This window comes from Oceaniglobus trochenteri, from assembly GCF_020529025.1.
In the GTDB taxonomy this organism is placed as follows: Bacteria; Pseudomonadota; Alphaproteobacteria; order Rhodobacterales; family Rhodobacteraceae; genus Oceaniglobus; species Oceaniglobus trochenteri.
The window spans coordinates 149,897-175,105 of record NZ_JACNMM010000009.1 but is presented as its reverse complement, the minus strand read 5'-3'; the positions used below and the strand labels follow the sequence as shown (position 1 = coordinate 175,105).

30 protein-coding genes are annotated in these 25,209 nt (G+C 66.4%); 13 read left to right on the top strand and 17 right to left on the bottom strand.

All coding sequences use genetic code 11. The features are described from left to right. Window positions 1-15 precede the first annotated feature (15 nt). From H7828_RS16485 to folK, 4 genes are all read right to left on the bottom strand, one after another. Complete coding sequence (locus tag H7828_RS16485; protein ID WP_425354955.1) at window positions 16-681, bottom strand: DUF2062 domain-containing protein; 666 nt, start codon at window positions 679-681, stop codon at window positions 16-18. Between the two features lie 20 nt (window positions 682-701). Beyond that, the gene (locus H7828_RS16480) at window positions 702-2,822 is read right to left on the bottom strand and encodes a RelA/SpoT family protein (protein WP_226782156.1); all 2,121 of its coding nucleotides are present in this window, start codon (window positions 2,820-2,822) and stop codon (window positions 702-704) included. 55 nt (window positions 2,823-2,877) lie between these two features. Continuing rightward, complete coding sequence (gene rpoZ / locus H7828_RS16475) at window positions 2,878-3,231, bottom strand: DNA-directed RNA polymerase subunit omega (RefSeq protein WP_226782155.1); 354 nt, start codon at window positions 3,229-3,231, stop codon at window positions 2,878-2,880. 86 nt (window positions 3,232-3,317) lie between these two features. Continuing rightward, window positions 3,318-3,911, bottom strand: a complete 594-nt coding sequence (gene folK, locus H7828_RS16470; RefSeq protein ID WP_226782154.1) for a 2-amino-4-hydroxy-6-hydroxymethyldihydropteridine diphosphokinase — start codon at window positions 3,909-3,911, stop codon at window positions 3,318-3,320. 96 nt (window positions 3,912-4,007) lie between these two features. On the opposite strand from folK, the gene H7828_RS16465 reads away from it, so the two are divergent. Together H7828_RS16465 and H7828_RS16460 are read left to right on the top strand one after the other, a co-directional pair. Beyond that, window positions 4,008-4,583, top strand: coding sequence for a LabA-like NYN domain-containing protein (locus H7828_RS16465; protein ID WP_226782153.1), 576 nt, complete (start codon window positions 4,008-4,010; stop codon window positions 4,581-4,583). Window positions 4,584-4,604: 21 nt separating this feature from the next. Then, on the top strand, window positions 4,605-5,033 hold the full coding sequence (locus tag H7828_RS16460) for a YqaA family protein (RefSeq protein ID WP_226782152.1): 429 nt from the start codon (window positions 4,605-4,607) through the stop codon (window positions 5,031-5,033). 1 nt (window position 5,034) lies between these two features. Here H7828_RS16460 and H7828_RS16455 read toward each other — a convergent pair whose 3' ends face one another. Beyond that, window positions 5,035-5,502: a c-type cytochrome gene (locus H7828_RS16455; RefSeq protein ID WP_226782151.1), complete on the bottom strand. Its 468-nt coding sequence runs from the start codon at window positions 5,500-5,502 to the stop codon at window positions 5,035-5,037. Between the two features lie 137 nt (window positions 5,503-5,639). Between H7828_RS16455 and ispH the strand changes: the two genes are divergently transcribed. From ispH to H7828_RS16415, 8 genes are all read left to right on the top strand, one after another. Beyond that, window positions 5,640-6,590, top strand: coding sequence for a 4-hydroxy-3-methylbut-2-enyl diphosphate reductase (gene ispH / locus H7828_RS16450; RefSeq protein WP_226782150.1), 951 nt, complete (start codon window positions 5,640-5,642; stop codon window positions 6,588-6,590). Further along, window positions 6,587-7,051, top strand: coding sequence for a pyridoxamine 5'-phosphate oxidase family protein (locus H7828_RS16445; RefSeq protein ID WP_226782149.1), 465 nt, complete (start codon window positions 6,587-6,589; stop codon window positions 7,049-7,051). Before ispH ends, H7828_RS16445 begins: the two co-directional genes overlap by 4 nt. Before the next feature lie 65 nt (window positions 7,052-7,116). Next, the gene (locus H7828_RS16440) at window positions 7,117-7,731 is read left to right on the top strand and encodes a LysE family translocator (RefSeq protein ID WP_226782148.1); all 615 of its coding nucleotides are present in this window, start codon (window positions 7,117-7,119) and stop codon (window positions 7,729-7,731) included. Continuing rightward, window positions 7,728-8,327: a class I SAM-dependent methyltransferase gene (locus H7828_RS16435; protein ID WP_226782147.1), complete on the top strand. Its 600-nt coding sequence runs from the start codon at window positions 7,728-7,730 to the stop codon at window positions 8,325-8,327. The genes H7828_RS16440 and H7828_RS16435 overlap by 4 nt, the downstream gene beginning before the upstream one ends. A gap of 66 nt (window positions 8,328-8,393) precedes the next feature. Next, window positions 8,394-8,849 carry a DUF3429 domain-containing protein gene (locus tag H7828_RS16430; RefSeq protein WP_226782146.1) on the top strand — a complete coding sequence of 152 codons (456 nt, stop codon included), beginning with the start codon at window positions 8,394-8,396 and terminating at the stop codon, window positions 8,847-8,849. A 94-nt stretch (window positions 8,850-8,943) separates the two neighbouring features. Further along, a complete protein-coding gene (locus H7828_RS16425; RefSeq protein WP_226782145.1) occupies window positions 8,944-10,041 on the top strand; it encodes an AI-2E family transporter in 1,098 nt (365 codons plus the stop codon). Window positions 10,042-10,118: 77 nt separating this feature from the next. Further along, window positions 10,119-10,589 carry a ribonuclease HI gene (rnhA, locus tag H7828_RS16420; RefSeq protein WP_226782144.1) on the top strand — a complete coding sequence of 157 codons (471 nt, stop codon included), beginning with the start codon at window positions 10,119-10,121 and terminating at the stop codon, window positions 10,587-10,589. Then, window positions 10,586-11,209: a trimeric intracellular cation channel family protein gene (locus H7828_RS16415; protein WP_226782143.1), complete on the top strand. Its 624-nt coding sequence runs from the start codon at window positions 10,586-10,588 to the stop codon at window positions 11,207-11,209. The genes rnhA and H7828_RS16415 overlap by 4 nt, the downstream gene beginning before the upstream one ends. 29 nt (window positions 11,210-11,238) lie before the next feature. Here the strand turns inward: H7828_RS16415 and fmt are convergent, their stop codons facing one another. From fmt to def (H7828_RS16395), 4 genes are all read right to left on the bottom strand, one after another. Continuing rightward, window positions 11,239-12,138, bottom strand: a complete 900-nt coding sequence (fmt, locus tag H7828_RS16410; protein ID WP_226782142.1) for a methionyl-tRNA formyltransferase — start codon at window positions 12,136-12,138, stop codon at window positions 11,239-11,241. A 71-nt stretch (window positions 12,139-12,209) separates the two neighbouring features. Beyond that, on the bottom strand, window positions 12,210-12,704 hold the full coding sequence (gene def, locus H7828_RS16405; RefSeq protein WP_226782141.1) for a peptide deformylase: 495 nt from the start codon (window positions 12,702-12,704) through the stop codon (window positions 12,210-12,212). After that, window positions 12,701-13,192 (bottom strand): peptide deformylase, encoded by a 492-nt coding sequence (def, locus tag H7828_RS16400; RefSeq protein WP_226782140.1) that lies wholly within the window; start codon window positions 13,190-13,192, stop codon window positions 12,701-12,703. The genes def (H7828_RS16405) and def (H7828_RS16400) overlap by 4 nt, the downstream gene beginning before the upstream one ends. A gap of 3 nt (window positions 13,193-13,195) precedes the next feature. Continuing rightward, on the bottom strand, window positions 13,196-13,717 hold the full coding sequence (def, locus tag H7828_RS16395; protein WP_226782139.1) for a peptide deformylase: 522 nt from the start codon (window positions 13,715-13,717) through the stop codon (window positions 13,196-13,198). Window positions 13,718-13,875: 158 nt separating this feature from the next. Here def (H7828_RS16395) and H7828_RS16390 point away from each other — a divergent pair, with 158 nt between their 5' ends. Both H7828_RS16390 and H7828_RS16385 read left to right on the top strand, forming a co-directional pair. Next, a complete protein-coding gene (locus H7828_RS16390) occupies window positions 13,876-15,045 on the top strand; it encodes a MalY/PatB family protein (RefSeq protein WP_226782138.1) in 1,170 nt (389 codons plus the stop codon). A gap of 575 nt (window positions 15,046-15,620) precedes the next feature. Continuing rightward, complete coding sequence (locus tag H7828_RS16385; protein WP_226782137.1) at window positions 15,621-16,880, top strand: DEAD/DEAH box helicase; 1,260 nt, start codon at window positions 15,621-15,623, stop codon at window positions 16,878-16,880. Between the two features lie 78 nt (window positions 16,881-16,958). Here the strand turns inward: H7828_RS16385 and H7828_RS16380 are convergent, their stop codons facing one another. Beyond that, entirely contained in the window at window positions 16,959-17,312 is a 354-nt protein-coding gene (locus H7828_RS16380) for a hypothetical protein (RefSeq protein ID WP_226782136.1), read from the bottom strand. 107 nt (window positions 17,313-17,419) lie between these two features. Then, a complete protein-coding gene (gene cobM, locus H7828_RS16375) occupies window positions 17,420-18,187 on the bottom strand; it encodes a precorrin-4 C(11)-methyltransferase (protein WP_226782135.1) in 768 nt (255 codons plus the stop codon). Between the two features lie 65 nt (window positions 18,188-18,252). Between cobM and H7828_RS16370 the strand changes: the two genes are divergently transcribed. Beyond that, window positions 18,253-19,203 carry a formylglycine-generating enzyme family protein gene (locus H7828_RS16370; RefSeq protein WP_226782134.1) on the top strand — a complete coding sequence of 317 codons (951 nt, stop codon included), beginning with the start codon at window positions 18,253-18,255 and terminating at the stop codon, window positions 19,201-19,203. Here H7828_RS16370 and cobJ read toward each other — a convergent pair. The 6 genes from cobJ to H7828_RS16340 all read right to left on the bottom strand — a co-directional run bounded on the left by cobJ (window position 19,179) and on the right by H7828_RS16340 (window position 25,090). Beyond that, window positions 19,179-21,017 carry a precorrin-3B C(17)-methyltransferase gene (gene cobJ / locus H7828_RS16365; protein WP_226782133.1) on the bottom strand — a complete coding sequence of 613 codons (1,839 nt, stop codon included), beginning with the start codon at window positions 21,015-21,017 and terminating at the stop codon, window positions 19,179-19,181. The two genes, H7828_RS16370 and cobJ, sit on opposite strands and share 25 nt — an antisense overlap. Further along, a complete protein-coding gene (cobI, locus tag H7828_RS16360; RefSeq protein ID WP_226782132.1) occupies window positions 21,008-21,709 on the bottom strand; it encodes a precorrin-2 C(20)-methyltransferase in 702 nt (233 codons plus the stop codon). The genes cobJ and cobI overlap by 10 nt, the downstream gene beginning before the upstream one ends. Window positions 21,710-21,752: 43 nt before the next feature. Next, a complete protein-coding gene (gene cbiE, locus H7828_RS16355; protein WP_226782131.1) occupies window positions 21,753-22,955 on the bottom strand; it encodes a precorrin-6y C5,15-methyltransferase (decarboxylating) subunit CbiE in 1,203 nt (400 codons plus the stop codon). After that, window positions 22,952-23,575, bottom strand: coding sequence for a precorrin-8X methylmutase (locus tag H7828_RS16350; RefSeq protein WP_226782130.1), 624 nt, complete (start codon window positions 23,573-23,575; stop codon window positions 22,952-22,954). Before H7828_RS16350 ends, cbiE begins: the two co-directional genes overlap by 4 nt. Before the next feature lie 70 nt (window positions 23,576-23,645). Further along, window positions 23,646-24,887, bottom strand: coding sequence for a sirohydrochlorin chelatase (locus H7828_RS16345; protein WP_226782129.1), 1,242 nt, complete (start codon window positions 24,885-24,887; stop codon window positions 23,646-23,648). Then, a complete protein-coding gene (locus H7828_RS16340; RefSeq protein WP_226782128.1) occupies window positions 24,884-25,090 on the bottom strand; it encodes a DUF6732 family protein in 207 nt (68 codons plus the stop codon). Before H7828_RS16340 ends, H7828_RS16345 begins: the two co-directional genes overlap by 4 nt. Between the last annotated feature and the right edge of the window lie 119 nt (window positions 25,091-25,209).

Sequence of the window (25,209 nt, the reverse complement as noted above, 5' to 3'; positions counted from 1 at the left end):
CTCGGTTCCTCGGTGCTAGCGGGTGGGCGGTGGCGGCGCGGGCTTCAGCCGTGCCGCTTCGGCGGCGGCGCGCCGTTTGGCGAAATTCTTCTTCAACCGCTTGATGCGCGATTTCTGATAGGCGGTGATCAGGGGCCGCGAGGCGAAATAGGCCACCAGTCCGCAGATCACGCCGGGAATGATACCGCCCACCAGGTAGGGCAGGAAGACCCTGTCGAAAAATTCGTTCAGATGGCCCCAGCGCACCGGCTCGGCGGTGAAGATCGCCTTCAGGTTATGCCAGATCTCAAGCGAGGCATAGGAAAAGGCCGAGACCACCGAGGGGTGGTTCAGGTTGCCGCTGTGTTCGCCCAGCATCCAGCTTCCCAGTTCGACCGACCCCGTGGCGATGATCGGAAAGGTCAGCGGATTGCCCGCGAAGGTGCCCAGGATCGAGGCCAGGATATTGCCGCGCATCACCCAGGCGATGGCGGCGGCGGTGACGAAATGGAATCCGAAAAGCGGCGTGAAGCTGACGAAGACCCCCGCCGCCAGGCCGCGGCTGATCTTGTGGGCCGGATCGGGAAGGCGGCGCAGGCGATGGGCGACGTATTGCGCGGCACGCAACCAGCCACCGCGCGGATAGAAGAATTCGCCAATGGCCTGGAGGTATGAACGCGGGGTGCGTCGTTTGAACACCACTGGCTAGCCGTCCTTCCCCGTCAGGGTTTGCGTTTCAGATCGCGGTGACGGCGAATGGTTGCGACATCGCTGTCGGCCTCCAGCGCCAGGCGCACCGCGTGCATATGTTCGGCGTCCCTCAGGTCAACGTCAATGACGAGGCGGAAAAAGTCCTGTTTCCTGTCGCTGAACCGCAGGTCCGAGATATTCGCCTTCTGCTCGCCGATCAGGGTGCAGATGCGCCCCAGGACGCCGGCATCGTTGCTGATGGTCATGTCGAAGGACACGGTATGCACCGCCGCATGGGGGCCGGAATGCCAGGTCAGATCGACCCAGCGGTCGGTTTCCTCTTCGAAATCGGTCAGCGCGGGGCAATCGATGGCGTGGATGCGCACCCCCATGCCGCGATAGGTGATTCCGACGATCCTTTCGCCCGGCACCGGCTGGCAGCATTCGGCCCGCGCGAAGGTCTGGTTCGGAGACAGCCCGACAATGGCGCGGCTCGGCTCGATCTCGTCCCCCGGCTTGACGGTCAGTTCAGGGTACAGCACCTGCACCACCTTGCGCGCGGGCAGTTCCGCCGAACCCAGCCGCGCCAGCAATTCGTCGCTGCTGTTCAGCGACAGGCGGCGGGCGGCGGTGGTCAGGGCGCGGTCGCTCATCCGCTTGCCGACGTGGTCAAAGGCGACTCGGGCCAGTTCCAGCCCCAGCTTGATGAACCTTTCGCGGTCTTCCTCGCGCAGGGAGCGGCGGATCGCGGTCTTGGCCCGCCCCGTCGCCACGATGTCGATCCAGGTGGTCTGGGGGCGCTGCCCCTCGGCGGTGATGATCTCGACCGACTGGCCGTTCTTCAACCGTGTCCAAAGAGGCACGCGAATGGCATCGACCTTGGCGCCCACGCAGCTGTCGCCGATGCGGGTGTGGATCGCATAGGCGAAATCCAGCGGCGTCGCCCCGCGCGGCAGCTTCACCACGTCGCCCTTGGGGGTGAAGCAGAACACCTGGTCCTGGTACATCTCAAGCTTGACCGCCTCGAGGAAATCCTCGTGATCCTCGGCGGTGTCCAGCCGCTCGGTCAGCGAGGCGATCCACTTCACCGGATCGACGGCAAAGGGGTTCTGCACCCGCACGCCATCGCGATACGACCAATGGGCCGCCACGCCGGTTTCGGCCACCTCGTGCATCTGGCGGGTGCGGATCTGCACCTCGACCCGCTTGCCGTCGCGCCCGGAAACGGTGGTATGGATCGAACGGTAGCCGTTGGATTTCGGCTGGCTGATGTAATCCTTGAACCGCCCCGGCACCGCGCGCCAGCGCTGGTGGATCGCGCCAAGGATGCGGTAACACTCCATCTCGGTGCGGCAGATCACGCGGAACCCGTAAATGTCCGAGAGGCGCGAGAAGGAGAGCTGTTTCTCCTCCATCTTGCGCCAGATGGAATAGGGTTTCTTGGCCCGGCCATAGACCTGAGCCTCGATATTGGCTTTCGAGAGTTCAAGCTGGATGTCGCCGGTGATCTTGTGGATCACGTCGCCGGTTTCGCGTTGCAGGGTGATGAACCGCCGGATGATGCTGGTGCGCGCCTCGGGGTTCAGAACCTGGAACGTCAGGTCCTCAAGCTCATCGCGCATCCACTGCATCCCCATCCGCCCGGCCAGGGCGGCGAAGATGTCCATGGTTTCGCGGGCCTTCTGAACCTGCTTTTCCGGGCGCATCGATTTGATCGTGCGCATGTTGTGCAAACGGTCGGCCAGCTTCACCAGGATCACCCGCAGATCCTTGGACATGGCCATGAACAGCTTGCGGAAATTCTCGGCCTGCTTGGTTTCGGTGCTGTTAAGCTGCAGGTTGGTCAGCTTTGTCACGCCATCCACCAGTTCGGCCACCTCGGTGCCGAACTTCAGCGCCACTTCGCCGTAGGTCGATTTCGTATCTTCGATGGTGTCGTGCAGCAGCGCGGTGACGATGGTGGCATCGTCCAGCTGCATTTCGGCCAGAATACAGGCCACGGCGACGGGGTGGGTGAAATAGGGGTCGCCGGAATGGCGGAACTGGCCCTCGTGCATCGCCTCGCCGTAGGCATAGGCATCGGCCAGAAGCTGTGCGTTGGTCTTGGGGTTGTAGGCGCGGACCAGCGTGATCAGGTCTTGGGCTGTCGTCATCCGGTCCGCCGCCTTGCACGTTTCCGTGCGGATATCACAAGCGCTGTTCGCGCGATTATTGCTGACCCTGCGCTTCCATGAGGGCGCGCAGCAGTTTCTCTTCGCTCATGTCGTCTTCGGCGGGCTTGTCGGGGGCGCCGCCCATCAGCAGGGCCATCGAATCCTCTTCGGGTTCGTCGACCTCGATCTGGGTCTGGTGCGATTCGATCATCCGTTCGCGCAGATCGGCCGCCTGCTGGGTTTCCTCGGCGATCTCGCGCAGCGAGACGACCGGGTTCTTGTCGTTGTCCCGATCCACGGTCAGCGAACCGCCCGAGGCGATCTCGCGCGCACGATGCGCGGCCAACATCACCAGTTCAAACCGGTTGGGGACTTTATCGACGCAATCTTCTACCGTAACGCGGGCCATTGGAATCTCCAGTCGGGACAAGGAAAGCCTGAACGGCGCTTGTATGCCCGTTGAAAAGCCTTGACAACCAGAAACAATCCGGAACGTCAGTTCGTGATCGGGATCACGGCCGATTTTTCGGCCTCGGGAAGGGCATCGGCCATCTGACGCACCGTCATCCCCGAAACCGGGTGGCGCCAGTCGGGCGCGATATCCAACAGGGGAATCAGGACAAAGGCCCGCTCGGCCATGCGCGGGTGCGGCACGATCAACTTGTCGGGAGCGCGCATTTTCTGCTCTTCGATGGCAAGATCATGCCAATGCAGGAATGTCGCCCTGTCGGGCAGCACACTTTCGCCATAGGCGAGCAAATCAAGGTCCATGGTGCGACTGCCCCAGCGTTGCACCCGTTCGCGCCCGAGGTCTGTTTCGACAGAATGCAATCTTGCAAGAAAGTTGCGCGCGGTAAGCCTTGTCTCGAATGACGCGACAGCATTAATATAGTCAGGGCCGGCTCCGGCCGGAAAACAGGGCGTCATGAACATGCGGCTGTATTTCAGCAATCGGCAAGTGGAACTGTCGAGACGTTGCAGCGCCGACATGACCGCCTCTTCTCTCGTTTGACCCGCCAGGGTTGTATTCGCGCCCAATGCCACCAAGACTCGGGCATTGGAATCTGACTGAAAGGACAGTTGCGCCACCGCCGACATTCCTTGATTACCCCAGACAATCGGTCTGCGTTAGCACTCCTTGCTCACGGGAGCCAGCAAACCGAAAGATCAGAAAGGCATTATTTCATGTTTTACCGGGACGAACGGCTTGCGCTGTTCATCGATGGGTCCAACCTTTACGCCGCTGCGAAGGCTTTGGGTTTCGACATCGATTATAAACTGCTGCGCCAGGAATTCATGCGCCGCGGAAAATTGCTGCGGGCGTTCTATTATACCGCGCTTCTTGAAAACGACGATTATTCTCCGATCCGGCCGCTGGTCGACTGGCTCCACTACAACGGTTTCAGCATGGTCACAAAGCCGGCCAAGGAATACACCGACAGCCAGGGCCGCCGGAAGGTCAAGGGCAACATGGATATCGAACTTTGTGTCGATGCCATGGAGCTTGCGCCGCGGGTCGATCACATCGTGCTCTTCTCGGGCGACGGCGATTTTCGCCCTCTGGTTGAAAGCCTGCAACGCAGCGGCGTGCGGGTTTCGGTGGTGTCGACGATTCGCAGCCAGCCGCCGATGATCTCGGACGACCTGCGTCGCCAGGCCGACAATTTCATCGAGCTGGACGAGTTGAAGGACGTGATCGGCCGCCCGCCCCGTGAACCGCGCGAGGACGACAGGCAGGTGCGCGAGCTGGCCGACGACTGATCCGCATCCGGGCGCGCGCGGATGACAGGCCTTGCCATGCTGTTCGCGGCGGCCTTCGGCGCGGCCACCCTGCTGCCGCTGCAATCCGAAATCGTCTTTGCCGCCCTGCAATTGCAGGGCGAAACCCCGGTCGGTTGGCTGATCGTGGTGGCCAGCCTGGGCAACACCCTGGGCGCGCTGGTCAATTATGCACTCGGGCGGCAGGTCGACCGGTTCTCGTCGCGCCGCTGGTTTCCAGTCAAACCGCAACAGATGGCGCGGGCGCAGGCCTGGTTCGCACGCTGGGGCGTGTGGACCCTGCTGCTGTCCTGGGCGCCCTTGGGCGATGCCGTCACCCTGGTGGCAGGCGCGATGCGCACTCCGGTCTGGCTGTTCCTGCTGCTGGTCGCCATCGCCAAGACGCTGCGTTACATCGCCCTTGCCGCCCTCACCGCCGGACTTCTGGCCTAGGTCAATCATGTGCGGTGGCGGCGTTCATCGCGTTGTGCCGGGCGATGATCTCATCAGGCCAGGTGGATTTGATATAGGCCAGCACCGCGGCGATCTCGGCATCCGACAGCACACCGCCATAGGCCGGCATGTCGCTTTCATACCCCTGCCCCACCATGGCCGCCACGCCGTTCCTGGTCAGCGCGAACAGGGCGGCATCGGGATGATGCCAGGTGTGGCCGGTTTCATCATGGGGCGGCGCGGGCATCCGGCCGTTTTCTCCGGCGCTGCGCCAATCGGGCTGGCCCCCCAGGTCGGCGCCATGGCAGCTGGCGCAGGTTTCGGCATAAATGGACTGACCGGCCTTCACCACCTTTGGGGCGTCATAGGCCAGAAGCTGCCCCTTGCGGGGTGCGGCCTGGGTCACGCTCCAAAGGGCAAGGGCGCCCAGCGCCAGCACGCTGACGGACAGCAGGACCTTGGTTTTCATTTCGGCTCCTTCACGGTTTTTCCCTCCGTGACGGATTCCAGCCGGGGGAAGCCAATTCACGTTTCCGCGATCCGCCAGGGGCTGGACGACCGGCGCGCCATTGCCTACCTGTGGGCCATCCCCGACGGAGTGACGACATGGCCAAGCCCCCCCTCACCCTATATCTTGCCGCGCCGCGCGGGTTTTGCGCGGGCGTGGACCGCGCCATCAAGATCGTGGAGATGGCGATCGGAAAATGGGGTGCGCCGGTCTATGTGCGCCATGAGATCGTGCACAACAAATACGTGGTCGACGGGCTGCGCGAAAAGGGCGCCGTCTTCGTCGAAGAGCTTGACGAATGCCCCGCCGACCGCCCGGTGATCTTTTCGGCCCATGGCGTGCCCAAGGCCGTGCCCGCCGCCGCCGAGGCGCGCAACATGATCTATGTCGATGCCACCTGCCCCCTTGTCAGCAAGGTGCATATCGAGGCGGCGCGCCATTCCGAAAACGGCTTGCAGATGGTGATGATCGGCCATGCGGGCCACCCCGAAACCCTTGGCACCATGGGGCAACTGCCCGAAGGCGAGGTTCTGTTGGTGGAAACCGTGGCGGATGTGGCCAAGGTCGCGCCGCGCGATCCCGAAAAGCTGGCCTTCATTACCCAGACCACGCTTTCGGTGGATGACACCGCCGGCATCGTCGCCGCCCTGAAGGCGCGCTTCCCGGCCATCGTGGGGCCGCACAAGGAAGACATATGCTATGCCACCACCAACCGGCAGGAATCGGTCAAGGCGATGGCGCCAAAATGCGATGCGATCCTGGTGATCGGTGCGCCCAATTCCTCGAACTCGCGCCGCCTGGTGGAAGTCGGGCGTACCGCGGGCTGCGACTATGCCCAACTGGTGCAGCGGGCGGGCGACATCGACTGGCGCGCGCTGGACGGGATCGGCTCCATCGGCATCACCGCGGGCGCCAGCGCCCCCGAGGTTCTGGTGAACGAGGTGATCGACGCCTTCGAGGAACGCTATGACCTGACGGTCGAGCGGGTGGAGACAGCCATCGAGAACGTCGAATTCAAGGTGCCGCGCGTCCTGCGCGAACCGGCGTGAAATCGCCCTTCGATCCCCGGCTGGTGCTGGAGCGGCCGCTGATGGCCAACCTGGCCACCGTCGCTGCCGATGGCACGCCGCGCAATGCGCCGGTGTGGTATCAATGGGAGGATGACGCCCTGTGGATGCTGGGCGGCAAGGACAACGCCAGCACCCGCCGCCTGGCCGAAAACCCCGCCTGCGCGGTCGAGATCGTGGATTACGACAACCCCGCAGGCATCCTGCGCCACCTGGGCCTGCGCGGCCGGGCCGAGGTGCACCCGATGAACCCCGACCTGTTCCGCCGCCTGCTGCAACGCTATCTTGGCGCGCCCGACGGCTGGAACCCCTGGTTCATCGACACCATCGCCCGCATCGACGACCCGGCCGGCCGGCTGATCCGGCTGGCGCCCGACAGCATCTTCACCAACGACGTGTCGTTCTTCCGCACCGGGCCCGACCTGGCCACGCGCCCCGACTGACCGCTGGACAGGTTGCGGGTTCGGTGCAACGCTAAGCCACCCCAACGGCAAAAAGGACCGATCCGGTGATCTCGCTCCAGTTCCTGCTGACCGCCCTTGTCGTCGTCTGCGCGCCCGGCACCGGGGTTGTCTATACGCTGGCCATCGCTTTGGGTCAGGGACGGGCATCGGCACTCTGGGCCGCTTTCGGCTGTACGCTGGGCATCCTGCCGCACCTTGCCGCGGCCACGCTGGGGCTGGCGGCGATCCTGCACACCAGCGCGCTGTTGTTCGCCGTGGTGAAATGGGCCGGTGTCGCCTATCTGCTGTACCTCGCCTGGCAAAGCCTGCGCAGCGGCGGGGCCATGGCGATAACCGCGACCCGGACGCGCCATGACGGCATCGCGATCGCACGGCGCGGCGCGCTGATCAACATCCTCAACCCCAAGCTTTCGATCTTCTTCCTCGCCCTCCTGCCGCCCTTCCTGTCGGGCAACCCGGCCAGTGCCACAGGGGAAATGGCCCTGCTGGGCGCCGTTTTCATGGGGATGACCTTTGCCGTCTTCGCCCTCTACGGTGTCTTCGCCGCCGCGGCGCGCAACCGGGTTCTGGGCAGCGCGACGATCATGGCCTGGCTGAACCGGGGCTTTGCGGCGGTCTTCGCCGCCCTTGGCGCCCGGCTTGCCGCCGAAACAAGATGAGCGGCGACCCCCAAACCCTGGCGGTCTATGCCGCCCACCATGCCCAGTACGCGGCATTGACCGAACCCGCCTCGGCCCGCGACAGCCTGCGCCGCTTCATCGCCCGCCTGCCCCGTGGCGGCGCCGCGCTGGACCTTGGCTGTGGGCCGGGCCATGCTGCGGCGGAAATGGCGCGCGCCGGCCTGGTGACCACCGCCTTCGATCTTTCGCCCGAAATGGTCGCCCTTGCCGCCAGCCACCCCGGGGTGAAGGCCATGAAGGCGAGCTTCGACGATCTGAAGGACGAGGCGGCCTTTCACGGCATCTGGGCGAACTTTTCGCTTCTGCATGCGCCGCGCGCCGCCTTTCCGGGGCATCTTGACCGGATCTGCCGCGCCCTGAAACCGGGCGGGATACTTCATCTTGGCATGAAGACGGGCACCGGCACAGATCGCGATGCCCTGGGGCGCCTCTATACCTATTACAGTGCCGATGATCTGGTGGCGCATCTTGACCGCGCGGGGCTGACGGCGGAACCGCCACGTCATGGCAAAGGCCGGGGGCTGGCCGGAACGACCGACCCCCATGTCATCATCCTGGCCCGCCGCCCCGGATAGCCCCGCTTGGCCCCCGGCCCGTTCCGCCCTAGTGTCACCCCGACGCAACCCACCGGCAGAGCCACCATGCAGCGCAACAACATTCCCACCGTTCCCCTTTGCCTTGGCCTGGCCGGGCTTGTCCCCTTCATCTGGGGCGCGCTCAGCGTCCTTCTGCCCGATCTCGGGCTTGCGGCGGCGCGACTGATCGGCGCGCGCTTCGTCGGCCCCTATGTGCAGATCGCCTATGGCAGTGTGATCCTTGCCTTCATGTCCGGGGTGCTTTGGGGCTTTGCCACCCGGGCCGAAGGCGGCGTGGCCGGCACCGGTTATGCGCTTTCGGTGCTGCCGGCGCTCTGGGCTTTCCTCTTCGTCGGCGGCGGCCCGGTCTCGGCCACGATGTACCTGATCTTCGGCTTCCTGGGGCTGCTCATGCTGGACGCGGTCTTCTGGCATCAGGGGCTTGCCCCGCCCTGGTGGATGAAGCTTCGCCTGATGCTGAGCGTCGTCGTGATCGCCTGCCTTTCGGTAAGCGTGATCTGATCGCGCGAATTTCGCGCCCTGCGGGAACCAAACGCCACAGGGGCCGTTGTCGGTAAAGCGCGCCCGCAGGGCAATCGCATGGCAAGAGGTTTAAATGGCGCATCCCGAAAACGCAGACCGCCATGAAACCCCCGAGTTCGATACATTGAATGCAATCCGCAGGGGCGTGACCGTCCTCGTGGTGATTTCGCTGTTCTCGACGGCCTATGTCGCCCGCGACCTGCTGCTGCCGATCCTCGGCGGTATCCTCATCGCGCTGACCCTGCGCCCGGTTGCCCGGGGCATGCAGCGGCTGGGCCTGCCTGCACCCGTATCGGCGGTGATCCTCTGTCTGGGCATCGCCGTTGCGCTTCTGGCGGCCGCGCTGTTTTCGGCCGGGGCCATCAACACCCTGATGGCCGACAGCGCGCAGATGCAGGCCGATCTGCAAAGGCGCCTGACCCGGATCATGATCTCGGTGCGTGACGTGCAGGACGCCTCGCGCGAGGTCGAACAGATGACAAGCATGGGCGAGAACGGCGTGCGCGAGGTGGTGGTACAGCAACCCTCGCTTCTGAACAACGCGATGAGTTCGATCGGCCGCGTCGGGGCCACCGTCGCCGTCGCGCTGGTGCTGGCCACCTTCCTGCTGGCCTCGGGCGAACTGTTCCTGATCAAGCTGGTGCAGGCCTTCCCCCGGATGAGCGACAAGAAGCGCGCCCTGAACACCGTCTACGACATCGAGCGCAATGTCTCGCGCTACCTGCTGACGATCACGCTGATCAACCTGGCGCTGGGGCTGGCCGTCACCGGCGCGCTGGCGCTGATCGGGATGGAATACCCCTATATCTGGGGGATCCTGGCCTTCTGCCTGAACTTTCTGCCCTATATCGGCGGGCTGATCGGCGCCGCCCTTGTTGCCGCCTTTGCCATCGTGTCCTTCGATTCGCTGGCTTATGCGGCGCTGGCGCCCGCTGCCTACATGTTTCTCACCGCCATCGAAGGGCAGTTCATCACGCCCTGGATGGTCGGCCGGCGGCTTGAGATGAACCCGGTCGCCGTCTTCCTGACGGTGGTGGTCTGGGGCTGGCTCTGGGGCATTCCCGGCGCGCTGGTGGCCGTGCCGCTGCTGGTGGCCTTCAAGGTGATCTCGGACAACGTGGACCGGCTCCAGATCATCGGCCGCTTCCTGGGCGGCCCGGAAGCGCGATAGCGCGCCTCGCGGGCTTTTCAGCGGGCGCCGCAGGGCCTATGAGGGCGGCAAACCTGACCGACAGCGGAGCCTGCCCGATGCCCGATATCCTTGCCTATACCGACGGCGCCTGCAGCGGAAACCCCGGCCCCGGCGGCTGGGGCGCGCTGATGATCGCGCGCAGCGACGGCAAGGTGGTGAAAGAGCGCGAGCTGAAAGGCGGCGAGCCTGACACCACCAACAACCGGATGGAGCTTCTGGCCGCAATCAGCGCGCTGGAATCCCTGTCGCGGCCCAGCAAGATCACCATCGTCACCGACAGCGCCTACGTGAAGAACGGCGTGACCGGCTGGATTCACGGCTGGAAGCGCAACGGCTGGCGAACCTCGCAGAAGAAACCGGTCAAGAACGAAGACCTGTGGCGCCGCATCGACGAGGCGCAAAAGCGCCACGACGTCACCTGGGAGTGGGTCAAGGGCCATGCCGGCCACCCCGAAAACGAACGCGCCGACGAACTGGCCCGCGCCGGAATGGCGCCCTTCAAGCCCGGCAAGGGCAACGGCGCATGACGCTGGTCTGGCTGCTCGATCACGTCGCCGTCTTCGTCTTTGCGCTGACGGGCGCGCTGACGGCCAGCCGCGGGCAGCTTGATATCGTTGGCTTCATCGTGCTTTCGGGGCTGACGGCCGTGGGCGGCGGCACGGTGCGCGATGTGCTGCTGAACCGGGATCCGGTGTTCTGGGTCGGCCAGCCCACTTTCCTGGCGCTGATCGTGGCGGCGGCGGTGCTGATCTTCTTCACCGCGCACCTGGTGGAAAGCCGCTATCGTTGGGTCTTGTGGCTGGACGCCGCGGCCCTGGCCTTCGCCGTGCCCGCGGGGGCCGGCGTGGCGCTGGCCATGGGCCATTCCCCGGCGGTTGTCCTTGTCATGGGGGTGACGACGGGCACCGCCGGCGGGCTGATGCGCGACGTGGTGGCCAACGAAATTCCGCTGCTGCTGAAGCAGGGCGAAATCTATGCCACCGCCGCCTTCGCCGGAGCCGCTGCGGCGCTGATCGCGCTACAGTTCGGCGCGGTGCCGCAACTGGCGCTGATCGGAGGGGGCATCGTCACCTTCGCACTCAGGGGCGGGTCTCTGGCCTTCGGGTGGCGGATGCCGGTCTATCGCGCGCGACCACCGCGCGCCTGAACGATCGCGCGCGCCCACCGCGCGTCAGATCAGGTCAGAACCGGCGGCAGGGCAAGCCCGCGCAGCACATCCTCTGCCGCCATGGCACCCTTGCCGGCCCGCTGCGCCCGTTCGATGCGCACCGCGCCGGTGCCGCAGGCCACGGTAAAGCCCTCCGTCACCTGCCCCGGCGCGCCCTCGCCCGCGACGGCAAGGGCACGCAGCAGCTTCACCCGCTCGCCCGCCACCTCGCACCAGGCGCCCGGAAAGGGCGAAAGGCCGTTGATATGCCGTGCCACCTCGGACGCCGGGCGGGTCCAGTCGATCCGCGCTTCGGCCTTGTCGATCTTGGCGGCATAGGTCACGCCCTCTTCGGGCTGGGCCACGGCCTCCAGCCTCGGCAGATCCTCCAGCGCCCGCAGGATCAGGTCGGCCCCCGTGGACGAAAGCCGGTCGTGCAGATCGCCGGTCGTCTCGGCCGCGCCAATCGGCGTGGCAGCGCGCAACAGCACCGGCCCGGTGTCCAGCCCCGCCTCCATCCGCATGATGCAGACGCCGGTCTCCCCGTCCCCCGCCATCACGGCCCGGTGAATAGGCGCCGCCCCGCGCCAGCGTGGCAGCAGCGAGGCGTGGATGTTCAGACAGCCCAGCATCGGCGCATCCAGAACCGCCTGCGGCAGGATCAACCCATAGGCCACGACAACGGCCACATCCGCCCCCAGCGCGGCGAATTCGGCCTGCGCCTCGGCCCCTTTCAGAGAAACCGGATGGCGCACCCGCAGCCCCAGTGCCTGCGCACGGGCATGAACCGGCGTCGGACGATCCTTCTTGCCCCGCCCCGCCGGGCGTGGCGGCTGGCAATAGACACAGGCAATCTCGTGCCCCGCCCCGACCAATGCCTCCAGCACCGGAACCGAAAAATCCGGCGTTCCCATGAACACGATCCGCATCTGTGCGCCCTCGCCTCTTTCTTGCTGAAAATACTCGCGCCGCAGGCATCCCCGGCCCGCAACGGCCACCGTCAGCGCAGTTTTGCCGCCTTCTTCAGCAGCATGGCCCGCTTTACCCGGCTCAGCCGGTCGAAGTACATCCGCCCGTTCAGGTGATCGATCTGATGCTGCACGCTCGTGGCCCAAAGCCCGACGAAATCGCGGTCTTCGCTTTCGCCGCGTTCGTTCATAAAGCGCACAGTCACGGCCCGGGGCCGCTCCACCGGCGCCGAAAGCCCCGGCAGGTTGGGCGAGGCCTCCTCGTGCCAGCGCGGCTCGACACTGGCGTGCAGAACCTCGGGGTTGGCCATGCGCACGGCCTGCCCGCGCTTGTCCGAGGCATCCACCACCGCAAGGCGCAGCATCACCCCAAGCTGCGGCGCGGCCAGCCCGACACCGGGCATGGCATCCATCGCCGCAATCATCTCGTCCCACAGGGCGCGGATATCGTCGGTGATCTGCTCGACGGGTTCGGCTGCCGTGCGCAACCGGCGGTCGGGCCACATGACATAGGGGCGCGGCGTCATGCCAGATACCCCGCCTCAAGCCCGGCGCGCAGGTCGGGCGCGACACGATCGAAGATCACGATCCCGTCCAGATGGTCCAGCTCGTGCTGGGCACAGCGGGCGGCCATGCCCGAAAGCTCCTGTTCCTGCCAGGCGCCGTCATGCCCCTGCCAGCGCATCCGCACCGTTTGCGGCCGTTCGACGGGCATCGGCACGTCGGGGATCGAAAGGCATTGCTCATCGGCCGTGCCAAGATCATCCGACGCCCAGAGGATCTGCGGATTGACGAAGGCGAAGGGCGAAGGGGTGCCCTCCTTCCAGGTCACATCCATGACGAAAAGGCGCAGGGCGCGCCCGACCTGCGGTGCGGCAAGGCCCCGCCCCGGCGCGGCATACATCGTGGCGAACATATCGTCGATCAGGGCCTTAAGCCCCGCGTCGAAAAGCGCAACCGGCGCACAGACCTGCGACAGCACCGGGTCGGGCCATTTCAGGATGTCGAGCGGCACCGCTCAGGCCCGCATCCGCTCGCGCTTCAGCTTCACCATCTTGCGGGTGATCATCTGCCGGCGCAGGGGCTTGAGATAATCGATGAACAGCTTGCCGTCGATATGGTCGATCTCGTGCTGCACGCAGGTCGCCCACAACCCGCTGAAGCGCTCCGAATGCTCGGCCATGTCCAGATCATGCCAGCGCACGTCAACCTCGGCCGGCCGCTCGACCTCGCCGTATTGCTCGGGGATCGACAGGCAGCCCTCGTCATAGACCGAGAGTTCGTCGCTCGCCCAGGTCACCTCGGGGTTCACCATGACGATGGGGCGCGGCGCGGCACCCTCCTCCTTGACGCAGTCGAGCACGATCAGCCGCTGCAATACGCCAACCTGCGGCGCGGCCAGCCCGATGCCCGGCGCGTCGTACATGGTTTCCAGCATGTCCGCCGCCAGGGTGCGCAACGCGGGCGTCACCTCGGCAACCGGGGTGGCGGCCTTTTTCAGGCGCGGGTCGGGATGGATGAGGATATCAAGCAATGCCATGGCGCGGATGTAAGCGGAGAGACCGCGTTTGGCAATATCGCCCGGACCCGGGCGTCGGCAAATGGGAAGGCCCGGACCCGGGCGTCGGCGAATAGGGCTGGACGCCACGCCACGCCCGCTTAGGGTATCGGCGCATATCAGCGAAGAGGACCACCCCCATGAGTTTCGACGAAATCATCGACCGCCGCGGCACCCACAGTGCAAAATGGGACATGATGGAGACACTCTATGGCGTCCCCGCCAAGGACGGGCTGTCGATGTGGGTGGCCGACATGGATTTCCGCCCGCCCCAATGCGTGCAGGACGCGGTGCAGGGCATGGCCGATCATGGCGTCTATGGCTATTTCGGCGGCGATGGCGAATACAAGGCCGCCATCCAGTGGTGGATGGAGAACCGCCACGGCTGGCAGGTACAGCCCGAATGGATCTTCACCACTCACGGCCTGGTCAACGGCACCTCGATGTGCATCGACACCTTCACCGCGCCCGGTGACGGCGTGGTGCTGTTCACTCCGGTCTATCACGCCTTCGCCCGGGTGATCGAGGCCGCGGGGCGGCGCGTCGTGGAATGCGAGATGCCCCTTGCCGATGGCCGCTACGAACTCGACATCGAAGGCTGGAACGCCCGGATGGACGGCAGCGAAACGATGCTGATCCTCTGCTCGCCCCACAACCCCGGCGGGCGGGTCTGGACAAGGACCGAGCTGGAGCAGGTGGCCGAATTCGCCCGCCGCCACGACCTTATCCTTGTCAGTGACGAAATCCACCACGATCTGGTCTATCCCGGCCACCGCCATATCCCCATGGCCCATATCGACGGGATCGCCGACCGGCTGGTGATGATGACGGCAACCACCAAGACCTTCAACATCGCCGGATCGCACGTCGGCAATGTCATCATCTCAGACCCGGCCCTGCGCACCCGCTTCGCCGCCCGCATGGCGGCCATGGGAATGTCGCCCAACTCTTTCGGCCTGATCATGGCGACGGCCGCCTATTCCCCCGAGGGCGCGGCCTGGGTCGACGACCTGATGGTCTATCTCGACGGCAACAGGAAGGTGTTCGACGCCGGGATCGCCCAGATCCCCGGCCTCGCCTCGGCCCCTCTCGAAGCGACATACCTCAGCTGGGTCAGCTTCGAAGGCACCGGCATGACACCTGAAGAGTTCACCGGCCGCGTGTCGAAAGAGGCGCGAATCGCCACCAATGCAGGGCCCACCTTCGGAAAGGGCGGTGAATCCTTCCTGCGCTTCAACATCGCCACCCCCCGCGCCCGCATCGACGAGGCCGTGGCGCGCCTGAAGGACGCCTTCGGCGACCTGCAATAAGGGGGGCGGCCCTGCGGGCCGTTTGGGGCTTCGCCCCTTGCCCCCAGAGTATTTGAAGCAAGAAAGAGAAGAGGTAACGCTCGGTTAACCTTAATCCCTTATGACCGAAAGCACGGTACAGGCTGGAGAGCCGATGACCGTGCAAGGAAGAGACGCCCCGCCCGGCGACAGGCTCCCCGGGTGGGGCACACCGCCCTGTTTCTTTCTTGCCAAAAATACTCAATCCCGCGCGAGCCTGCGCAGCAGGCGAGCGCGCCCCATGGCGACGCGCGCAGGCGCGGCGCAACAGGGTTGCTGAGGAAACTCCTTGACTTTCAGCCCGCCGGCGCCGATATGCGCATCAACCGCCACCCTCTGCCGCGTGAGCAGATCCGCCCCTCCTGGGCCGAACCGGGGTCGCGTTCATCCACAGTTTCCCACATCACGCAGGGGGGCTGCGCCCTGACGGCATTCGGCGGCATTCGGCCATCGGAGTCAGATCGCGGCGCAACCTGCACCGCTCCCGGGTCCGATCCCGGGCGCACCACCGCATTCATGCGGCCGGAACCTTCTCTGGCCGCGACAAAGGACTTCCCATGGATTTCGACATGCTGGGCCTTGCGCCCAAGATCGTCTCTAACCTCACCGCGCTTGGCATCACCGATCCGACGCCGATCCAGAAACAGGCCATTCCCCACGCCATGAACGGGCGCGACGTGATGGGTCTGGCCCAAACCGGCACCGGCAAGACTGCCGCCTTCGGTCTGCCGCTGATCCACACGCTGTCGAAGCTGGGCGTGAAGCCGAAGCCGCGCAGCGCCCATGGCCTGATCCTGGCCCCCACGCGCGAGCTGGCCAACCAGATCGCCGAGAACCTGCGTGCCTATACCGGCGGATCGCATCTCTCGGTGGCCATTGTCGTGGGCGGCGTCAGCATCAACCGCCAGATCAACCGTCTGGAGCGGGGCGTCGACCTTCTGGTCGCCACGCCCGGCCGCCTGATGGACCTGCTGGACCGGCGCGCCGTCACCTTGGGCGATGCCAAGTTCCTGGTGCTGGACGAGGCTGACCAGATGCTGGACCTTGGTTTCATCCACGCCCTGCGCAAGATCGCGCCGCTTCTGGCCAAGGATCGCCAGACCATGCTGTTCTCGGCCACCATGCCCAAGCAGATGAACGAAATCGCCAGCGCCTACCTGACCGATCCTGTCCGTGTCGAGGTCTCGCGCCCCGGCCAGACGGCCGACAACATCACCCAGTCTGTGCATTTCATCGCCCAGTCCGAAAAGCAGGGCCTTCTGATGGAACTCCTGAAGAAGCACCCCGAGGAACGGGCCCTGGTCTTCGGGCGCACCAAGCATGGCAGCGAAAAGCTGATGAAGAACCTGGATCGCGCCGGTTTCGCCACCGCCTCGATCCATGGCAACAAGAGCCAGGGCCAGCGCGACCGCGCCATCGCCGATTTCAAGGCCGGCAAGATCAAGGTTCTGGTGGCCACCGACGTTGCCGCGCGCGGCATCGACATCCCCGAGGTCATGTTCGTCTACAACTACGACCTGCCCAACGTGGCCGAGAACTATGTCCACCGGATCGGGCGCACCGCCCGTGCGGGGGCCAGTGGCCAGGCCATCGCCTTTTGCGCCCCCGACGAGATGCCCTATCTCAAGGATATCGAGAAGGTGGTGAAACAGTCCATCGAGGTGGCCTCGGGCCGCCCCTGGGAGGTTGTCGGCGCGGCCAAACCCGCCCGTCGGCGCGGTGGTGGTGGCGGCAAGCCCCAGGGCAACCGCAAGCCGCAGTCGGCCAAGCCCGCGGGCAGTGGCAGCCAGAACCGCCGTCGGCGCCGCGCGGCCTGATCGCCGACCGGCCTGCCCCGTTCAGCCGGGGCGGGCCATTCCGGTTTCGTGCCGCATCACGGCGTGCAAAACCGGACCCTAGTGAAAGATCGGCAACAGGGCGGCCGGCGTGAAATCGCCCCGGGCGAAATCGACCGGCGGACGGTCGCTGACCGGCGTCATCCGCTTGAATTCATAGACCATTTCATCGTCGTCCGCCCCCGAGGCGACGATCAGGCAGCGGCCCATGTGGCGCGGGCCATCGTAAAGATCGACATGGCCGCGCATCCTTGGGGCATCTTCGGCGCGCAGCGAAAACCCCTCATCCCAATAGCGCAGGACAGTGAAGGTCTGGCCGCCGACATCCACGCGCATCCGCCCCTTGCGGCGCTGCGCCCTGTCGCGCGCGGCCTTCAGCCCGTCCTTCACCTCTTGTGGCAGATCTTCCAGCATGTTGCCTCCGGTTCGCCGATGCATCCACAGGATGCCCGTCCCCGGGCATCCGTCAAGTCGTTCCGTATCTCGCCACAAGCATAGAGCGCATTTCCATGACAGTTCGGTTAAGCCTCGGCCTTTGGTCGTAGAACATGGGGGCGTGCCGGGTCGTAAAGTGCCGAATCGCGAAAGTCTTGCACCTCGCCCAGGGCGGGGCCGACCAGGATCAGCGCGGTGCGCGTGATCTTCTCGTCGCGCACCTTCTGGCGCATGTCGGACAGTGTGCCGCGCAGGAACATCTGGTCGGGCCAACCGACGCGATAGGCCACCACCACCGGGCAGTCGGCGCCGTAGTGGGGGGTCAGCACGCGCTCGATCTCGCGCAGGTTGCGGATGCCCAGGTGAATGGCCAAGGTCGCGCCGGTGCGGGCGAAGTTCTCCAGCGTTTCGCCGGCGGGCATCGAGGTGGATTTCATCGACACCCGCGTCAGCACGATCGACTGCGCGACCTCGGGAATCGTCAACTCCTGCCCCAGCGCGGCGGCGGCGGCGGCATAGGCGGGCACGCCGGGCACGATCTGATAGTCGATGCCATCGGCCCGCAGGCGGCGGATCTGTTCGGCAATCGCGCCGTAAAGCGAAGGATCGCCCGAATGCACCCGCGCCACGTCCTGTCCGCGGGCATGGGCGGCGACGATCTCGGCGTGGGTCTGCTCCAGCGTCATCGGCGCCGTGTCGCGCACCAGCGCCCCCTCGGGCGCGCCTGCCACCACCTCTTGCGGCACCAGCGATCCGGCATAAAGACAGACCGGACAGGCCGCGATCAGGCGCTGAGCCTTCAGCGTCAGAAGTTCAGGGTCGCCCGGCCCTGCGCCGATGAAATAAACCGTCATTCCAAGTACTTTCCCATTCGTTGCGGCCCTTGACATGGCCCTGTCGGCGGCCGGATTATCGGCCCATGAAAACTTCCCCAAAGCCCGCCTGCTGCACCCCCACCGCCGGGGCGCGCGCCCCGGACGCACCTGCCACCTTCGATGCGAACGCCCGGATGGACCCTTCCCTGCGCGACTGCGTCCCGGTGCCGGGGGGCACATCGCTGATCGGAACCGACCGCCCGGTGATCTTGCCGGACGAGGAATCGCCCCTGCGCCGCGCCCGCGTCAAACCCCTGTGGTGGGAGCGTGGCACGACGACGAACGCCGCCTTCGCCCGCTTCGTCGCCGCCACCGGATACCAGAGCGAGGCGGAACGCTTCGGCTGGTCCTTCGTGTTCTGGATGCATGTTCCCGAAGCCCTGAACACGACCCGCGCCGTCGACGGGCTTGAGTGGTGGCGTCGTGTGGATGGCGCCTGCTGGGCGCATCCCACCGGCCCCGAAGGCCCCCCCGCCGACCCCGATCATCCGGTCGTTCACATGTCCTGGGCCGATGCCCGCGCCTATGCCGGCTGGGCCGGGGGCCGCCTGCCCCGCGAGGCCGAGTGGGAGCATGCGGCGCGTGGCGGGCTGGGCGATGTGCGCTATCCCTGGGGCGACCGCGAACCCGACGACACCGAATTCATGCCCTGCAACATCTGGCAGGGCGATTTCCCGCGCACCAATACCTGCGCCGACGGCCATTCGGCCACGGCCCCCGCCATCAGCTTTGCGCCCAACGGTTACGGGCTTTTCAACATGGTGGGCAATGTGTGGGAATGGTCGGGCGATCCGTTCCGCCTGCGCAGCCTGAAGAAGACGGCCCGCAATGCCGCCCCCCACGGGCCGCAAAAGATGCTGAAGGGTGGTTCGTTCCTGTGTCATGCGTCCTATTGCCACCGCTACCGGATCGCCGCGCGGACGGGCAACACACCCGACAGCGCCACCACCCACATGGGGTTTCGCGTCGTTTACGATTCGCCGCCGCCCGGCTGAGCCAGGTCACCGTCGATCTTGCGGGCATAACCGCGCGGGGTGTACATGCGCGGCCCCTCGCCCAGCTGTGCCAGGCGCGATTGGCTTGACCCGACAAGAACCACGGTCAGCATGTCCACCTCGTCGACCTGCAATTCATCCAGGCGGCGATAGCGGATATGTTCTTCGGGCCGTCCAAGGGACGAGGCCAGCATCACCGGCGTGTCGGCCGGGCGATGGGCCAACAGGATGTCGCGCGCCTCGGCCAGAAGGGTGCGGCGGCGCATCGACACCGGGTTGTAGAAGGCGATGACAAAATCGCCCTCGGACGCCGCCTGCAACCGGCGCAGGATGTCATCGCGCGGTGTCAGAAGATCAGACAGCGAGATTGCACAGAAATCATGCCCGAGCGGCGCACCTGCCCGCGCCGCCGCCCCCTGAAGCGCGGAAACCCCGGGCGAACAGACCACCTCGATCCGGCGGGCGGCGTCACTGACACCGTGTTCGGTGCGGTCCAGCAGTTCGAAGACCAGCGCCCCCATGGCATAGATCCCGGCATCCCCCGAGCAGACCAGCGCAACGTCGCGCCCCTCGCCCGCCCGCTCCAGCGCATAGCGGCAGCGGTCTTCCTCGCCGCCCAGGGGGAAGTCGGTGCGCTGCTTGCCCGCCGCCAGCGGGCCCAGCAGGTCGATGTAAAGGCCATAGCCCACCAGTTCCTCGGCCTCGGCCACCAGGCGCGACACCTCGGGCGTGCGCCAGGCCGCCTGGCCCGGGCCGATCCCGACCACCGAAAGCCGTCCGCGCCCCCGCCCTCGCAAGGCGGTGAGGGGCGCGGGGGCGGTGGCCAGGGCGCAGGTGGCCATGGCCGTCTTGCGCTTGGGCGCCGACAGGACCGCGTCGGGGCCTGCCCCTGCCAGGGCAGCGCCTTCGCTTACCCCGTGGCAGCCGACCTCGGCAAACACGACATCGCTGGGGTTCTCCAGACGCGGTGTCTCGGCCTCCAGTTCGGCGGCATCGAACAGGCGCAGCGGCAGGTCCAGCTTGCGCGCCAGGGCCAGCACGGCGGGTTCGTCCGCCTTCAGGTCCAGCGTGCACAGCGCTTTCACGGCGCCCGGAGCGATTTCAAGGTCGTCCAGCATCTGCAAGACCAGCCGCTCAAGCTCTTCTGGCGGGCAGTCCCGCGCGCAGCCGACGCCGATCACGCAGCGCTGTGGGTGAAAGGTAAGGACGCCTGGCGCCGGGGGCATCATCGTCGCCTCGACCGCCACGCCCGAGAGATCGGGCGCATCGGCCAGGGGCAGATCGTGCAGCCATTGGGCCCTGCCCGCCTCGTCGCCGTTGATATGGGCCCGCTCGCCGCCCAGCAGCCGCGCCATGGCATCCTTGGCCAGGTCGGGCGTGCCCAGGGCCCAGCCCTCGGGCGGTTCGTCCAGCGCAACGCCAAGCGCGACATCCCCCGCCGTCGTCACCGCCGCCACGCCGCCCAGCCCTTCGGCGATCTGGCGCGCCAGCCGGTTCGCGCCGCGATGCCCGCCCAGAAGCGGCACCACCACGGCGCCATCGTCCGACACAGAAACCACGGGCGGTTCGCTGCGCTTGTCGGCCAGCAAGGGCGCGACGCCGCGAATCAGGATGCCGCTGGCACAGACACCGACAATCGGCACACCGGCGGCGAACAGATCGCGCGCATGCTCAAGCGCGTTGTCGAACAGGGCATCGGCCCGCCCGACCCGGCCCGACCGCCCATGAACCGCAGCCCCCAGCAGGGCAGCAATCCGGTGCGCCACCGGCTCACCCGAGCGGGACAGGCACAGAACGACAGGTTTCACAGCCATGGATCGGCCCCCTTGGTCAGCAGGATCATCGAGAAATAGGGCGCCGCCTCGGGCGCTTCGGACAATGGGCAGACCACCTCGTCGGCCAGGGTGGCGCGGGCGACATAGACCGCCCGCCCCTCCAGCCCCAGGTCGGCCAGAACCGCGCGGATCTTGCCGAGGTGGCGGCCCACCTTCATGATCGCCACGCTTTCGGCGCCCTCGATCCTTGCGCGCAGCTCGGCCTCGGGCAAGGGGCCGGGCAGGATCGTCACCCTTTCGTTGCGCGCGGCCAGCGGCATCGCGGCGCGGGCGGCACAGGCCGTGACCGAGGTGACACCCGGCACCACCTCGACCGCGAAGCGACGCGACAGGCGGGCGTGCAGATACATGAACGACCCATAGAAAAAAGGATCGCCCTCGCAAAGGCAGACCACATCCCGGCCCTGCTCCAGCACGGCGGCAATCTGCGCCGCGCCCGCGTCATAGGCCGCCTGCGCCGGTTCGCGCGCCACGCTCATCGGGACGTCGATCACGATCTCCTCGGCCCCCGGCGCGATCAGGTCGGCGGCGATGGCGCGCGCAAGGCTTGCCCCGCCCGCCAGCGCCGGATAGGCCACGACCGCCGCGCCCGAAATCAGCCGCGCCGCCTTGCGCGTGATCAACTCGGGATCGCCCGGCCCCAGTCCGACACCGTAAAGAACGCCGGTCAAGACCCGCACCCTGCCGTTTCTGCCTGGCCTAAAGAACTCTGCGTCATCGCTTGATCAGGCTCCACTGGGTGACAGGCATCGAGGGGCGCCAGCCGCGATAGGGGCCGACCGGTTCGGCCCGGTGTATCTGAACCTTCACCAGGTCCCCGCCATGTTCGGCGTGAAGGGCCAGAAGTTGCGCCTCGGATTCCAGGGTCACGGCATTGGCCACCAGCCGCCCCAGAGGTTTCAATGCCCCCCAGGCCGCCTGAAACACACCATCGCTCAGCCCGCCGCCAACGAAGATCGCGTCGGGTGCGGGCAGGCCCTCCAGGGCATCGGGCGCTTCGCCCTCGATCAGTTCCAGGCGCGGTGTGCCAAGGGCCAGGGCGTTGGCGGCGGCCATGGCGCGACGGTCGGCGCGGGGTTCGATGCCGATGGCGCGGGCATACCGGGCCGCGCGCATCCATTCGACGGCGACCGAACCGCAGCCGGTGCCGATATCCCACAGAAGTGCCCCGCGCATCGGCATCAGCTTGGCCACCGTGATGGCGCGCACCTCTTGTTTCGTCATGGTGCCGTCGTGCTGGAACAGGGCATCGGCCAGGCCCGGCACCCGGGGCAGAAGTGCGGCATCCGGCGCCGCCACGCATTCGACGGCCAGCGTGTTGAAGGCGGGCACCGCGTGATCCCAGCTTTCGGCAAGGCCATCGAAGCGCTGTTCTTCCTTGCCGCCCATGGCCGCCAGCACGGTCATCGCACTTTTGCCAAAGCCGCGTTCCGTCAGGAACCGGGCGATCCGCGCCGGGGTTTCGGCGCCGGTGGTGAGGATCAGCAGCCGCACGTCAGGCTGGATGAAGGCGATCATCTGTTCCACCGGGCGGCCATGCACGGTCAGCGTTTCGACATCCGCCATCGACCAGCCCATGCGCGCGGCGGCCAGTTGAAAGGCGCTCAGCTGCGGATGGAACACGATCTGCGCCGGCGGGATCGCCCGGCCGATCCGCGCCCCGACCGAGAACCACAGCGGATCACCCGTGGCCAGCACCACGACCCGCCGCCCGGCAAACCCCTTCAGCATGTCGATCAGCGCATCGAAGGGCGAGGGCCACGAGACGCGCTCGGCCGTCACGCTGTCGGACAGGCGGTGATGCCGGTCGCCGCCGACGATCACTTCGGCGGCTTCCAGAATGGCCCGGGTGGCGGGGGCCAAGCCCTCGATCCCGTCTTCTCCGATACCGACGATGTGCAGCCAGGGTTCGGTCATTGCGTCGCTCCCAATGCGTTGACGGCGGCGGCGGCCATGGCCGAGCCACCCCGCCGGCCCCGCAGGGTCACAAAATCACAGCCGCGCGGATCGCGCGCCAGTTCGGCCTTGGATTCGGCCGCGCCGACAAAACCCACGGCAAAGCCCAGGATCAGGGCAGGTTTCGGCCATCCCTGATCCAGCAGTTCAAGCAGGTGAAACAGGGCCGTCGGCGCGTTGCCCACGGCCACGACAGCGCCTTCGATCCTGTCGCGCCAAAGCTCGACCGCCGCGGCCGAGCGGGTGTTGCCGATGTCGCTGGCCCGTTCCGGCACGCCGGGGGCGTTCAGGGTGCAGATCACCTGGTTCGATGCGGGCAGGAACCGGCGGATCACCCCCGAGGCGACCATTTCGCAATCGCACAGCACCGGCGCCCCGGCGGCCAGGGCCGCCTGCCCCGCCGAGAAGGCTGCGGGCGAAAAGGCCAGCCGGTCCGCGATCTCGACCATGCCGCAGGCGTGGATCAGCCGCACCACCATCGCATCCATGCCCGGCGGAAAGCGCTCCAGCCGCGCCTCGGCGCGCACCGTGGCGAAGCTTTGCGCATAGATCGCGGCGGGGTCTTTTTCGTAGGGGCGCATCCGGTTTTCCGATGTTGCGCCGGTGGCAGATGGCGGAGCCTCCGGCGGGAGTATTTTCAGCAAGAAAGAGTCAGCGGCGGGTCTTGCGGGCGGATTCGGGGCCGTGGGGGTGATCGGCGTGGGGGTACGGCGCGTGGTGGTGGTGGTGATCGTGGTCGTGATGATGATGGTGGTGGCTGTGGTCGTGGTGGTGGTCGTCACCATGGTGATGGTGATGATGATGGTGGTGGTGATCTTCCGCCATCAGCAGGCGGCAGAGACCGGTGCAGAAGGTATCGCAGAGGCTGCAATCCTCGACGTTGGAGCCCGGCGCGCTGGCGCCCTGCCCTTCGACGTGGTGGTGGTGGGATTCCTGCACGGCCCCCACCTCGGCCTCGAAGCCCAGCACCTGGGCGCGATATTTGCACATGGCACAGGTGGGCGGGGGAATGTCGCCGAAGGCCGGGTGATCCTGGCGGGCCGCGATCGGGATCGAGATCGGCGCACCACCTTCCGGGGCAAGAACCTGTGCGCGGTAGGGACAGGCGGCGCAATTGGGCGGCGGTGTCTTTCCGGTCTGTTCGATGATGCGCTCGGCGAAGGTTTCCAGCACCTTGGGGTGATCGTTCAGATAGCCCGCCTTCACGAACTGAAGATCGGGATGGCGCGCGGCGACTTCATCGGTAAATCCGTAGATCCGGTCGATCAGGATGCCGGTGAACAGGAAATAGGGAAAGACGACGATTCGCTTGTAACCCAGCTTTGCCGCATGGGTCAGGCAGGGTTCGACCAGCGGGAAGGTGACGCCGGAATAGCCCACCTCGACCCAGCCGAACCCCATCCCCTCGTGCAGCAGGCGCGCGATCTTGGCCACGTTGCCATTGGCGTCGGGGTCTGACGCGCCGCGCCCGATGACCACGAGGCAGGTTTCATGCAGCGGCACCTCTCCCAGTTCGGCATTCGCGCGCTGCACGGCCTCATCTATACGCGCCCCGGCGGCGGCGATCATCTTCGGATCGACCCCCAGTTCGCGGCCATATTGCACGGTGATCCCGTGCCTGGCGCCATAGGTATTCAGCACGGTCGGAATGTCGTTCTTGGCGTGCATCGCGGCAAAAAGCATGCCCGGCACGGCAAGGATGCGGTCGCACCCCGCCTCGCGCAGGCGGTCCAGCCCGTCGCGGATCACCGGGTTGGCGAATTCGAGGTAGCCGTAATCGACCAGCCAGTCCTCGGGCAGATAGGCGGGCAGCTTTTCGGCCAGCACGGCGAATTCGTCCACCGCCGCCTGGCTGCGCGACCCGTGGCCGCAGATCATGACGCCGGTCTTCATGCCTCGGCCTCGGCTTCTTCGCTGTCGTCCTGCGCATCGTCATCGTCGCGCTTGCCCTTCAGCCCGGCCCAGAGGCCCAGCCCGATGGCGATGGCAATGGCCGCCCCGGCAACCCAGTGATCGTGCCCGGCATATTCACCGATATGCCCCACATGGGCCAGGGCGGCCCCCGGGGCGAGGATCAGAAGAAGGGTCAGTCGCATGGCGCATCCTTTCGCAGCTGTGCGGGCGCGCCGGATGGTGCGTCGGGGCACCTGCCCCGCCTGACGATGCCATCCGCGCACCCCCTGTTTGGGTCGGTTCGCAAGACGGCCACCTGTCC